The sequence below is a fragment of the Vibrio kanaloae genome (assembly GCF_024347535.1).
Classification (GTDB): Bacteria; Pseudomonadota; Gammaproteobacteria; order Enterobacterales; family Vibrionaceae; genus Vibrio; species Vibrio kanaloae.
Genome location: NZ_AP025497.1, coordinates 629,332 through 642,430 on the forward strand (window position 1 = coordinate 629,332; position 13,099 = coordinate 642,430).

Genomic DNA, 13,099 nt, shown 5'->3' on the forward strand with positions numbered 1-13,099 from the left:
TACTACTAGTAAAGGTAATAAGTAATCGGTTGTTGAATACACCATGGGGGGCTGGTAATTACCAAGCCCCCCATCTTTCTAAGTGAGAAAAGAAAATGTCAAAAGAATTTAGCCGCACACAACGTGTGTCCCAGCAGCTTCAAAAAGAACTTGCTCTTATCCTACAACGTGAAGTTCGTGACTCACGTATCGGTATGGTAACGATTTCAGACGTAGAAGTGTCTCGTGACCTTGCTTACGCAAAGGTATTCGTGACTTTCCTATGTATCGGTGAGCAGACACCTGAATCTTGTTTAGCTGCGCTTAAAGAGCACGAAGTACCAGTACGTATGATGCTAGGTAAACGTATTCGTCACCGCTTAACACCTGAAGTTCGCTTTACTTACGACAACACTTTGGTTGAAGGCATGCGCATGTCTAACTTAGTGAGTGAAGTACTAAGTGACGACAAGCGTAAGCAAGAAGAAGCTGGTCGTACTGACGAAACTCAGTCTAAGGACGAAGAGTAATGGCTCGCCGTCGTAAAGGTCGCCCAATTAACGGGGTAATTCTGTTAGATAAGCCGACAGGTATTTCATCTAATGATGCACTGCAAAAAGTAAAACGTATTTACTTTGCAGAGAAAGCAGGGCACACCGGTGCTCTGGATCCTCTTGCGACTGGTATGCTGCCAATTTGTCTTGGCGAAGCAACGAAGTTTTCTCAGTTTCTGCTAGATTCTGACAAGCGCTACGTAGTGATAGCCAAGCTTGGTGAGCGCACCAACACCTCAGATTCTGATGGTGAAGTAGTTGAAACGCGTGAAGTGAATGTGAGTCAAGAGCAGCTTGAGCGTTGCATTGCAAGCTTCAAAGGTGAAACTGCCCAAATCCCATCAATGTTCTCAGCATTGAAGTATCAAGGTAAGCCTTTGTACGAATATGCTCGCGCAGGCATTGAAGTGCCTCGAGAGTCTCGTAAGATCACGGTTTACTCTATTGAACTGCTTCGCTTTGAAGGTGATGAAGTTGAAATGGAAGTACATTGTTCGAAAGGTACTTACATTCGCACAATTACCGACGATCTTGGTGAAATGTTAGGTTGTGGTGCTCACGTGACCATGCTTCGTCGCACTGGTGTAGCAAAGTACCCCTATGAGCGTATGGTGACTTTGGAGCAGTTAAACGAGATCCTAGAGCAAGCACAAGCGCAAGAGATTGCACCTAAAGAGTTGCTTGATCCATTGCTAATGCCAATGGACACGGCTGTAGAAGACTTACCTGAAGTTAACCTGAATGCGGAACTGACTGATCTTGTTCAGCACGGTATGCCCGTTCAAGTCGCAGGCGCTCCTGCTGAAGGTACCGTTCGCATGACAAGCGGTGAAGAGAAGCTGTTTGTTGGCGTTGCTCAAATTGCTGAAGATGGCCGAGTTGCCCCGAAGCGTTTGGTTGTTTTCAGAGATGAAGAGCCACAAGCATAACGCTGAAACCTAGTTAGGTATTGGCGCTTAGCCTGGAAAAGCGAATCAATAATATAGAAAGCGAGCCCTTAATTTTAATGGTTCGCTTTTTTCGTTTTTCATCAGTTCGATTGTTATTGCACCAACACGTAAACTTCCCTATAATCCTCGGCTCGCGTAGCGGCTGAATCAGAGATTGGCTGCTACAAATATAAACTTACTCTTATCAGGAGAGATTTATGTCTCTGAATGCAGAAACTAAAGCAGCAATCGTTGCAGAATACGCACAATCTGAAGGCGACACAGGTTCACCAGAAGTACAAGTAGCACTACTTACTGCTTCTATCAACCACCTACAAGGTCACTTCAAAGCACACAAACACGATCACCACAGCCGTCGTGGTCTACTACGTATGGTTTCTAGCCGTCGTAAGCTTCTTGATTACTTGAAAGGCAAAAACCTTGCTCGTTACCAAGACCTAATCAAGCGTCTAGGCCTACGTCGCTAATAGCGATGTCTGCGAAGACAGTTTGAAGAAAAGGAGCATTTGTGCTCCTTTTTTTGTGTCTGTAAGAAAATGTTTGGCCAGATGCTCAGAATATCATCTGGCTTTTTCTGATAGGAAATATATCTCCTAATAAAAATAGTTTATACTACGCCCGGCTAAAGCGTTTTCAACGTTTGGCAATCAACCCTCTCAAGAGATTACAGTCACAGATGTCGGCCAATAGGTCGCGACTATTCAAAGGCGGATTTGGTCTTAATTCGGCGTATGAACACATACAAAGAGCCACCATCCTAAGTCCCTTTTCACTAGTCGCGATTGGTAATATCTTGAGTCATTATTCACTTAATCTAAAGTTATGACTTTAGAGCTAAGGATATACAATGTTTGAAAAACCAGTTGTAAAATCGTTCCAGTACGGTAACCACACCGTTACTCTAGAGACGGGCGTAATGGCACGTCAAGCTACTGCTGCTGTAATGGCGACTATGGACGATACATCAGTATTCGTTTCTGTTGTTGCTAAGAAAGAAGCAGTTGCAGGTCAAGACTTCTTCCCACTAACAGTAAACTACCAAGAGCGTACATACGCTGCGGGTAAAATCCCTGGTGGTTTCTTCAAGCGTGAAGGTCGTCCATCTGAAGGCGAAACACTAACAGCTCGTCTGATTGACCGTCCAATTCGTCCACTTTTCCCAAGTGCGTTTAAAAACGAAGTTCAAGTTATCGCTACGGTTGTTTCTATCAACCCTGACGTAAACCCAGACATGATCACTATGATCGCAACGTCTGCTGCACTTGCTATCTCTGGTGCTCCATTCAATGGTCCTATCGGTGCTGCACGTGTTGGTCACATCGACGGCGAACTTGTTCTTAACCCATCAAATACTGAGCTTGAAAACTCTAAACTAGACCTAGTTGTGTCTGGTACAGAAGGCGCAGTACTTATGGTTGAATCTGAAGCAGATAACCTATCTGAAGAAGAAATGCTTTCAGCTGTTGTTTACGGTCACGACCAACAACAAGTTGTAATCAAAGCAATCAACGAGTTTGCTGCTGAAGTCGCAACTCCAGCTTGGAACTGGGAAGCACCAGCAGTTAACACTGAGCTTAAAGCTCAAGTTGCTGAACTTGCTGAAACTCGTCTATCCGACGCGTACCAGATCACTGAAAAAATGGCGCGTTACGAGCAAGTTGGCGCAATCAAGAACGACGTTGTTGAAGCTCTAATTGCACAAGACGAAAACCTAGATGAGCGCGAAATCCGCGGCATGCTTGGTTCTCTAGAGAAAAACGTAGTACGTAGCCGCATCATCGCTGGCAACCCACGTATCGATGGCCGTGAAAAAGACATGGTTCGTGCGCTAGACGTACGTACTGGTGTTCTTCCACGTACACACGGTTCTTCTCTATTCACTCGTGGTGAAACTCAAGCACTTGTTACTGCAACGCTTGGCACACAACGTGATGCTCAAATCATCGACAGCCTAATGGGTGAGAAGAAAGACAACTTCCTTCTACACTACAACTTCCCTCCATACTGTGTAGGTGAAACTGGTTTCGTTGGTTCTCCTAAGCGTCGTGAAATTGGTCACGGTAAGCTTGCTAAACGTGGTATCCAAGCAGTAATGCCTTCTGTTGAAGAATTCCCATACACAGTTCGTGTTGTATCGGAAATCACAGAATCTAACGGTTCTTCTTCAATGGCTTCTGTATGTGGTACATCTCTAGCGCTTATGGATGCTGGTGTTCCAATCAAAGCTTCTGTTGCGGGTATCGCAATGGGTCTTGTTAAAGAAGGCGACGATTTCGTTGTTCTTTCTGACATCCTTGGCGACGAAGATCACCTAGGTGACATGGACTTTAAAGTAGCAGGTACTAACGCTGGTATCACTGCACTTCAAATGGACATCAAGATCGAAGGTATCACTAAAGAGATCATGCAAATTGCACTTAACCAAGCGCAAGGTGCACGTAAGCACATCCTTTCTGTAATGGATGAAGCTATCTCTGGTGCTCGTGAAGATATCTCTGAATTCGCTCCACGTATCCACACAATGAAAATCAGCTCTGATAAGATCAAAGATGTTATCGGTAAAGGCGGCGCAGTTATCCGTGCTCTTTGTGAAGAAACGGGTACTACAATCGAAATCGAAGACGATGGCACAATCAAGATTGCTGCTACTGAAGGCGCAGCTGCTACAGAAGCTATCCGTCGTATCGAAGAGATCACAGCTGAAGTTGAAGTTGGCCGCATTTACCAAGGTAAAGTTGCTCGTCTAGCTGACTTCGGTGCATTCGTTACTATCCTTCCAGGTAAAGATGGTCTAGTACACATCTCTCAAATCGCTGACAAGCGCGTTGAGAAAGTGTCTGATTACCTAACTGAAGGTCAAGAAGTGCCTGTTAAGGTTCTTGAAATTGACCGTCAAGGCCGTGTACGTCTAAGCATGAAAGAAGCAGTTGAAACGCCAGCTGAAGGCGAAGCACCTGCTGCTGAGTAATTCTCAGTGTGTCGATGGTGATATCGCTTTTTAGTGATTTCTAACCTATCGTCAACAAAGCATGTTATAAAGGGGAGCATATCGCTCCCCTTTTTTATTGCGGTCATAACAGGAGTAATTATTTGTGAAATGGTTTCAAACCGCGAGTATGTGTTTACTGCTTGTACTAACAGGTTGTGCGACAACATCAGATAACACCTCACGTTGGGTTTATCCACCGATGGCTGTACCACTGCAACCAAGCGTTCAGCAAGAAGTTCAAATTGCACGTCTTAGTCAGTTATTACAGCGCCCAGATTTGAACGATGAAGTTCGAGCGAAGATGCTGTTTGAACGTGGTAACTACTACGACAGTGTTGGCCTGCGTGATCTCGCGCGCCTTGATTTCAACCAATCTCTTTCATTGAACCCTGCTCAACCTGATATCTTCAATCTTTTGGGTGTTTACTTTACGCAGGTAGGGGAGTTTGATGCGGCTTATGAATCTTTTGATTCTACGTTAGAGCTTGATCCTGCAAACTCTTACGCAGAAAGAAACCGCTCTATCGCGCTTTATTATGGCGAGCGTTACGACTTAGCCAATGAAGAGATGATGAAGCACTACGCCGATGATCCTAGCGATCCATTTCGCGCTCTTTGGTTGTACATCATTCAGCATGAGCTAACGCCAGAACAAGCTAAGCTTGATTTACAAAAACGTTATGAGAGTCGTGATGAGCAGTGGGGCTGGGTATTAGTTGCGATTATGCTTGATGACATCACTGAAGAGCAGGCTTTCAAGGCGATCTTAACCGGTACTCGCGACAACACGCTACTTGCGCAGCGCCTAACAGAGACGTACTTCTACCTTGCTAAGCGTTACCATATGAATGGTGACTACGCGAATGCTATCTCTTTGTACAAGTTAGCGGTTTCTTTTAACGTGTATGAATACGTAGAACACCGTTACTCTTTCTTAGAGTTAAGCCGTATCTTCACCACGCTTAAAGCTGAGCACATAGCGCAAGTTAAGCTGGCTGAGGCCGAAGAAGAAGCCAACGCTAAGTAAGCAACACATTTTGATTCCGAAAAACCGCTGCCTGTCAGCGGTTTTTTTATGCTTCTCTTTTATAAACAGGGGGGATCTCGTTTTGATTGCTTTTTATTTAAACAACACTAAAATAGTTAGCCTTGCTAACTAAATGCTATTCTTTGATTACGTGAGTATGCTGAACCAAAATTTAGAAAAGATTGAGCGCTTCGCCTCTAAGATATGGCGCACTCAGGTAAATGAAGATCCTATTTGCCAATTGAGCTTCAATGAGTATGACTATTTGAAGGTCATACAAGCCTCTCCTGAACCGATCCGATTGACTGATCTGGCGATTGAGATGCAGGTGACCAAGCCTTCAGCAACCACTATGGTTCAAAGGCTAGAGAGAAAGGGGCTTGTGGAGCGTAAAGCTTCGCTCGAAGATGCGAGATCTAAGTTAGTGGTACTGACCAGTAAAGCGGAAGTCGGCTTGGAAGAAGAAAGTAAGATCTATCAGGTCATGGCACAGATACTGGAAAGTCGTTTGTCTGAGCAAGAATCTCAGCAGCTAAACCTATTATTAAATAAAGCTTTGAAGTAAATAATTTAGATATTTAGTTAGCCTTGTTAACTAATTTTTCGAGTCATATCTCGTTGGTATGCGACTCACAAATGAAAGTAGAGTAAGAAATGAGTAACTCAATTAGTCGCCAGTTTTGGCGATACACAATCCCTACCGTGGCGGCCATGTTGGTTAATGGCCTGTACCAAGTGGTGGATGGCATCTTCATTGGGCGCTATGTGGGGGCTGATGGACTTGCAGGTATCAATGTTGCGTGGCCTGTGATTGGTTCGATTCTCGGTATTGGTATGTTGGTGGGTGTGGGTACAGGTGCGCTTGTCTCGATTCGCCAAGGTGAAAAAGATACTCAAGGCGCTAAGCAGATCTTAGCAACGGGCTTAACCTTGCTGTTGGCGATAACGCCTATTGTCTCTGCATTGTTGTTTTTGTTTACTGATAACTTCTTGCTTTGGCAGGGCGCTGAAGGGCGAGTGTATGAGCTTGGCCTGCAGTACTTACACATTCTGATTGGTGCTAGTGTCTTCACGCTAGGTTCCATTGCGATGCCGTTTTTACTACGCAACGATGACAGCCCGAACTTAGCGACGATACTGATGATCGTTGGTGCGGTGATTAACATCGTACTCGATTACCTGTTTATCGCGCTCTATGGTTGGGAGTTGATGGGCGCAGCATTAGCAACAGCGATTGCCCAGTTTGTGGTAACGGGCCTTGGCTTGGCTTACTTCTTCTCACGTCGAGCAAACCTACGTTTACGTTGGAATGAGTTGAGACTGAAGCTGGATGTGATTCCACAAATCTTCGCGATTGGTACATCAAGCTTCTTTATGTACGCTTATGGTTCGATGATGGTGGCGCTGCACAATGCGTTGTTCTCTCAATATGGCGACCAGTTAATGATTGGCGCTTACGCGATTTTGGGCTACATCGTGACGGTTTACTACCTCACGGCTGAAGGTATCGCCAACGGTATGCAACCATTGGTGAGCTACAACCATGGTGCGCGTAACCAAGCGAACATCCGTAAGTTACTTAAGATAGCGATGATGAGTTCGGTATTGATAGGTGTGGCGTTCGTGCTGCTTCTGAACGCGTTCCCACGTGAGTTTGTATCAGTATTTAACTCAGACGAACCTCAGTTAGTTGAGTACACCGTGTTGGGTATTCGACTTCACATGTTTGCACTGGCGCTGGATGGCTTCTTAGTAGTAGCAGGTGCTTACTATCAGGCTCTGAACAAGGGCAGCAAGGCGATGTTTGTAACGATAGGTAACATGCTTATCCAGTTACCTTTCTTGTACATTATGCCTAAGTTGTACGGTGTGCCGGGGATCTGGATTGCGTACCCACTGTCTAACATCGCGTTAAGTGTGGTGGTGATGGTAATGCTCTACAAAGATCTAAAGAAGCTCGATGCCTCACCGATGGAAACAGCGACGGCATAGGTCGCGTTTCTTAAGTCGAATAAAAAAGGTCTAGCGAATGCTAGACCTTTTTTGTATCTGTTGCTGGTTAGTTCAATGCGAGGAACTAGATGTTCTTAACGTCTAAACCTGCAAGTTGATGCCAGTAGCCATTGCATTGGCGGCTTTCAATCTTCATCGGTTTTTGACCTTGCTCGTTCGCTCTGAAGTTGTTGATTTCAGAGAAGGTATCGATACCGAGTGGGCTTAAACGAACCACATCAACCAGGTCGTGCATGTTCGGTAAATCATTAACTAGGTTGTAGCAGTAGCCTGATTGCGTCTGGATACCATTAAGGTTGAAAACTGATTGGCCTTCTTGGCTTTCTACTTGTAGCCCTGTTGGGTACTTGATACAGCAGGTTTCGCAATCGTCTTTAGCTTTGTTTTCAGCGCGAGCGGTAAAGCAGCGTGCTGAGTAAGCAAGCGGCAGGTAGCCGTGGCTAAACACTTCTACTTCGAACTTATTACGGATGTTCAGTTCTTCACACTGAGTCATTACGTTGCTTAGCCATTCGCGAGAAAGCTCAACTGGCATACACCAACGTGTCATACCTTGTTTCAAGAACAGGTTCAGCGTGCGTGCGTTGTAGGTGTTTACTGCAGGGCCAACTACGAAAGGCACTTTGCTTTCGCTGGCCAGTTGAATTGCAGATACATCATTGGCTTCTATCGCAAAGTCACCATTATCGATGTACTTCTTCATGATGTTGACTTCGCTTGGCGCTTCGAGCAATGCCATGGTCGACAGCACCACTTGCTTACCGGAAGCAGACAGCTCTTTAGCTATGCCCATCCAATGTTTCGCTTTCATCTCACGACGCTTTGAGCACACAGCTTCACCTAGGTAGATGATATCAGCAGAGCTTGATTTAGCTTGCTCATAGAAGCTTTCAACGTCTTGTTTTGGCCAAAAATAAAGTAGAGGGCCTAATGCGTATTTCATTGAGTTCTCCATTTGGCTCTATTGCCATTTACGGTGATAAGCGCCAAGCGTGGTTTGTGTACCTTCCGATACATTCGCCAGTGTCGCATTCCAAGCTTGTTCCACTTGGTATTGTTCTGGGTTCGCTAAGTAGCGATCGATGGCCGCGCGCCAAGTGCGAGTGACTTGTTCAACATAAGCAGGGCTACGTTGGCGACCTTCAATCTTCACTGAGGCAACATTCGCCGCGAAAAGCTCAGGCAACATAGATAGCGTGTTGAGGCTGGTTGGCTCTTCAAGTGCGTGATAGCGCTTACGTTCACCATCGATCTCGGCTTCAAAGCGGCCTTTACACAGCGTTGGGTAACCTGCGTTTTCACCTGCTTCGTACTTATCGATAAGGATTTCGTTCAAACGAGACTCTAGACCGGTTTCTGTTTCTTGCCAGCGAACGTATTTCGCCGGAGAACAAGCACCAACAGTATTTGGTGATTCGCCTGTCATGTATGAAGAGAGGTAGCAACGGCCTTCTGCCATGATGCACAAGCTACCAAAAGCGAATACTTCAAGGTCAACGTCAGAAGTGATATTACGAGAAAGCTGTTTGACCTGATGAATCGATAATACACGCGGTAACACCACACGCTTAACGTTGAAGTTTTTGTGGTAGAAGTCGATAGCCGCCGCATTGGTCGCTGATGCTTGTACTGATAGATGAAGCTCTAACTCTGGGTATTTGTTTGCCGCGTACTCGAGCAGGGCTATATCTGCGATGATCAGCGCATCAACACCCAGTGCAGCAGCGTTGTCTACGGCATTGGTCCAACGGTCGAAGCCATTTGGGTGAGCAAATGTGTTTAGGGCAACATGAATTTTTTTGTTGTGGTCATGCACATACTGCACAGCACGATCGAGCTTTTTACCCGCAAAGTTTAGGCCTGCAAAGTGTCGGGCATTGGTATCGTCTTTGAATCCGATATAGACAGCATCCGCACCACAATCAATAGCGGTTTTCAAAGCAGGTAAGTTACCCGCTGGGCATAAGAGTTCCATTTGCTCACTACCAGTAGAATTAAGTTGAGGTGAGCATTTTATGAAGAATTATGAATGACAGAATTGATGTAAGGCAGGTTTAGATGGATAAATCTGCTTTTACTCCGTTTGAGGTACTGACGAGTGAGCACTGTGTATGTTGGTTTATCTCTAAAAGGGAAGCGTTTCGAATCGTCTAATTAATTCTTATGACGGCGGTTTTGGGCAAACAACTCTTCGACATCTTGTTTCGGTTGCGGGCGGTAGAAGTGGAAACCTTGAATCGAACTACAGTTGAGATTAGACAGCAGAGTCGCTTGCTCACTGGTTTCGACACCTTCTGCAACCACGGTTAAATCGAGAGATTTACCTAGGTTGATGATGTTTTCAATTACGGTGATTTGTTTTGGTAGGGTATCGATGTCAGAGATGAAAGCACGGTCTATCTTAAGCTCATCAATTGGGAAGCGAGCAAGGTAAGACAGTGAAGAGTAACCGGTACCAAAATCATCGATAGATAACGCAAAGCCAAGTTTCTTAATTGCATTGAGCATCTGCAGTGTGTGTTCACTATCGCTCATTACTGCACTTTCGGTCAACTCAAACGTAATCGCGCTTGGGTCTAGCTCTGTAGAGCGCAGTAATTTTTCAACGTAATCAATCAGTTTTGGGTTACCAAACTGTTCTGGAGAAAGGTTGATTGCAACGCGACCTGGGAGGATGCCTTGCATCTTCCAACGCTTAACTGTCGCAAATACCTCACGCATTACCACACGACCAAGTTGTTCGATAAGACCTGCACGTTCCGCAACTGGGATAAATGCGGCAGGGCTGATGTAGCCTTCAACAGGGTGCTTCCAACGAACCAGAGCTTCTGCGCCGTTGATGGTGAAATCTCGTGCATTCACTTTCGGCTGATACCAAACCTCGAGTCCATTTTGTTGCAGTGCTTTTTGCAGCTCTATCTCAAGCCACAGTCGCATACGCGCTTCTTTGTTCATCTGTTCGTTGAACTTAATCAGGCGATTACGACCACGATCTTTGGCTTCGTACATTGCCGTGTCAGCATTTTGCAGCAATATACGTGCGTCTGTACCATCTTTAGGGAAGCTCACACTACCAATCGAACAGGCTAAGCGTTTACTGAAATGGTGAAGATCGAAGGGTTGATTGATCAAGGACATGATTTTTTCAGCGAGCATTTCAGGCGTTTGCTGATGTTCAGGTTCTGGCAGGATAATACCAAACTCATCACCGCCTAAATGCCCAATAACGGCTTTACGAGGCAGTAAGCGTTTAAGACGTGAGGCAACCTCTTTAATCACTTTGTCACCAATGTGGTGACCGAGTGAGTCATTAATATTTTTAAAGTTATCAATGTCTAAGTAGAGCATCACCACAGGCGTTTCATTGTGAATGAACTGCTCAAGACGCTTGGTAAACCCAACTCGGTTGTAGAGCTTGGTCAGTGCATCTATGTAGGCATCTTCACTGTTAGCGGGTGCAAACTGTTTTGCGGTATCTTGTGCGTCTTGGATAAGCACTAGCTGGGTGCTGCTTCCAAGAACGGCAGTAGAATCAATATGCAGTTGTACCTTACGTTCAAAACCGCATCTGGCTCCCGTTAAGCAAACCAAACCAGACTCGGTAATAATAGAGCTCAGCCTATTATTAAAGACGGTTTTGGTTTGTTCATCGATAAATAAGCGACCTAACTCCTCACCAATCAACTCAGTAGTGGAGTTGAAACCAAGCAAGCGTGTTGCCGCTGGATTTGATGATAAAATGTAGTCGCTTTCGACTAGCAATAACCCGTCAGGGAGCAGTTGAGATAGCTTGTGAAATTTTGCTTCGGATTCTTCTAAAGAGCGAACAAGCACTTGGTTTTCTGATGTATCGAAGGCATGAAAAACGATGTAGTCGATTTTGTTACCATTTGTCAGAGGAGAGAGGCTGAAATAAAGACTGGTATCGAGGTCGGTTTCGTTGAGAGTGATTTCGGCTTCAATTTTTTCACCATTGAATGCACGCTCGTAATAAGGTTTCAGGTGTTGGTAAAATTGTTCGCCTAAGGTTTGGCGATCATTCATGCCGACAAGCTCTGCTTGATTTAAACCTGCAATATCACAGTAACGCTCATTAACCATAAAATAATTATGTTGAGCATCAAGAACGGCAAAAAAGAACGGACTGTTTGCTGTTAGCTGGGTAAACCAATGTTGTAGTTGCTGGGGAGGCATCAAAGTACTACCAATTCTCCAAGAGCTTAAATATTCACTATAGTTAGATACTCATAGCTTTTTTTATCGTTCGTATTAACTTGTGAGATCAGCGAGCTGCTGTATTTTGTTAACTCAATTACTATAACTTATACCACGATTCTCAATATATCAAAGCTCTTGCACCAAAGGGGCGCAAAATTGATACATAACAGTAACTGAGTTCTTAGCATCATTTATGATGCATTCCATATTATTGACAAAGTTACGGATAAGTCACGTGATAAACAAGATTCGCACTCAACTAGTTCAAAATGCCGCATCAATTTTGCGATCTCCAGTCCAGTTATTGCCTAGAATAGTGCAAAAAACAGCCTTATTAGAAGCAATGAAAAGTGTATTTAAGGAGTCTTTGGAAGATGGTGACTTTGAGTTCTTAGAAAACAAGTGGCTTAAAGTCTCAATAATAGATTTGGGGTTAAGTTGGCATATTAGCTATAAAAATGAGCAACTAGTTGTAGCTGATAAAGCCGTGACTGAAGATGTAAGCTTTAGCGGAAACCTGAACGATCTTGTGTTGATTGCTGGTCGTAAAGAAGACCCAGATACACTTTTCTTCCAACGTCGATTGTCTATTGAGGGCGATACTGAGCTCGGTTTAGAGATTAAAAACTTGATGGATAGCGTAGATTTAGATTTATTGCCGATTCCTATGACAACTTTGTTAAATCAATTAGCTGATTTTGTGCAGAAGGGAGTACAATCCCCAGATACACAAAGTGAGGTAATGAATGCTTATTCGAACTGAAGCACCGGCAGATATACTTGTCATTGATCGTCTGTTGAAATCTGTTTTTGAAACAGATGCAGAAGCTAATTTGGTTATGAGCTTACGTGAGAATAGTCATTTAACGCTATCGCTGGTGGCTTGTTCTGATGAAGGCGAAGTGGTTGGTCACCTGATGTTTAGCCCTATCACTCTTGATGGCGACGATCATAACTGGCAGGGACTAGCGCCGCTTGCTGTGAAAGAAGAGTTCCGCAACCAAGGCATAGCTAAATCATTGGTTGAAGATGCTTTCTCTACTTTGATGGATTTCGGCTACCCAGCCTGTGTTGTGCTTGGTGATCCTGCTTATTACGGCCGCTTTGGTTTTAAGGCGGCGAGTGAGTTTGGACTGAGCTGTACTTGGGATGTGCCTAAAGGTGCTTTCCAAGCTATCGAGTTAGTTGAAGGTGTGCTTACTGGTCATTCCGGTGAAATTGCTTACAGTCCTGAGTTCAACGACTTATAAGCTGATTTACCACGTAATATGATGCAAACTGATTTAGTCTAAATAAAGGAGCTTGATGCTCCTTTATTTTTTGTTAGTATCAGCCCAGCTCTGATGAGCTCTTTTTAAGTTTGCTCTGA

Annotated in this window: 12 protein-coding genes; 9 read left to right on the top strand and 3 right to left on the bottom strand. The window is 44.6% G+C overall.

The features are described from left to right. Positions 1 to 95: 95 nt before the first annotated feature. The 7 genes from rbfA to OCV24_RS03075 all read left to right on the top strand — a co-directional run bounded on the left by rbfA (position 96) and on the right by OCV24_RS03075 (position 7,491). Positions 96 to 509, top strand: a complete 414-nt coding sequence (gene rbfA, locus OCV24_RS03045; protein ID WP_017056671.1) for a 30S ribosome-binding factor RbfA — start codon at positions 96 to 98, stop codon at positions 507 to 509. After that, on the top strand, positions 509 to 1,462 hold the full coding sequence (truB, locus tag OCV24_RS03050) for a tRNA pseudouridine(55) synthase TruB (protein ID WP_146441849.1): 954 nt from the start codon (positions 509 to 511) through the stop codon (positions 1,460 to 1,462). The genes rbfA and truB overlap by 1 nt, the downstream gene beginning before the upstream one ends. 218 nt (positions 1,463 to 1,680) lie before the next feature. After that, positions 1,681 to 1,950, top strand: coding sequence for a 30S ribosomal protein S15 (gene rpsO / locus OCV24_RS03055; RefSeq protein ID WP_010436144.1), 270 nt, complete (start codon positions 1,681 to 1,683; stop codon positions 1,948 to 1,950). A 380-nt stretch (positions 1,951 to 2,330) separates the two neighbouring features. Continuing rightward, entirely contained in the window at positions 2,331 to 4,451 is a 2,121-nt protein-coding gene (gene pnp, locus OCV24_RS03060; protein ID WP_150878343.1) for a polyribonucleotide nucleotidyltransferase, read from the top strand. Positions 4,452 to 4,575: 124 nt separating this feature from the next. Beyond that, entirely contained in the window at positions 4,576 to 5,499 is a 924-nt protein-coding gene (gene nlpI / locus OCV24_RS03065; protein ID WP_077680812.1) for a lipoprotein NlpI, read from the top strand. Between the two features lie 157 nt (positions 5,500 to 5,656). Further along, on the top strand, positions 5,657 to 6,064 hold the full coding sequence (locus OCV24_RS03070) for a MarR family winged helix-turn-helix transcriptional regulator (protein WP_017056675.1): 408 nt from the start codon (positions 5,657 to 5,659) through the stop codon (positions 6,062 to 6,064). 89 nt (positions 6,065 to 6,153) lie between these two features. After that, positions 6,154 to 7,491, top strand: a complete 1,338-nt coding sequence (locus OCV24_RS03075) for an MATE family efflux transporter (RefSeq protein WP_150878341.1) — start codon at positions 6,154 to 6,156, stop codon at positions 7,489 to 7,491. 85 nt (positions 7,492 to 7,576) lie between these two features. Here OCV24_RS03075 and OCV24_RS03080 read toward each other — a convergent pair whose 3' ends face one another. From OCV24_RS03080 to OCV24_RS03090, 3 genes are all read right to left on the bottom strand, one after another. Then, positions 7,577 to 8,455 carry a U32 family peptidase gene (locus OCV24_RS03080; protein WP_017056677.1) on the bottom strand — a complete coding sequence of 293 codons (879 nt, stop codon included), beginning with the start codon at positions 8,453 to 8,455 and terminating at the stop codon, positions 7,577 to 7,579. A gap of 18 nt (positions 8,456 to 8,473) precedes the next feature. Beyond that, positions 8,474 to 9,487: a ubiquinone anaerobic biosynthesis protein UbiU gene (gene ubiU, locus OCV24_RS03085; RefSeq protein WP_017056678.1), complete on the bottom strand. Its 1,014-nt coding sequence runs from the start codon at positions 9,485 to 9,487 to the stop codon at positions 8,474 to 8,476. A 179-nt stretch (positions 9,488 to 9,666) separates the two neighbouring features. After that, complete coding sequence (locus OCV24_RS03090; protein ID WP_150878339.1) at positions 9,667 to 11,706, bottom strand: bifunctional diguanylate cyclase/phosphodiesterase; 2,040 nt, start codon at positions 11,704 to 11,706, stop codon at positions 9,667 to 9,669. A 259-nt stretch (positions 11,707 to 11,965) separates the two neighbouring features. Here OCV24_RS03090 and ubiT point away from each other — a divergent pair, with 259 nt between their 5' ends. Both ubiT and OCV24_RS03100 read left to right on the top strand, forming a co-directional pair. Continuing rightward, positions 11,966 to 12,493: a ubiquinone anaerobic biosynthesis accessory factor UbiT gene (gene ubiT / locus OCV24_RS03095; protein WP_167514262.1), complete on the top strand. Its 528-nt coding sequence runs from the start codon at positions 11,966 to 11,968 to the stop codon at positions 12,491 to 12,493. After that, positions 12,477 to 12,980 (top strand): GNAT family N-acetyltransferase, encoded by a 504-nt coding sequence (locus OCV24_RS03100; protein WP_046223354.1) that lies wholly within the window; start codon positions 12,477 to 12,479, stop codon positions 12,978 to 12,980. The genes ubiT and OCV24_RS03100 overlap by 17 nt, the downstream gene beginning before the upstream one ends. Positions 12,981 to 13,099: the final 119 nt, after the last annotated feature.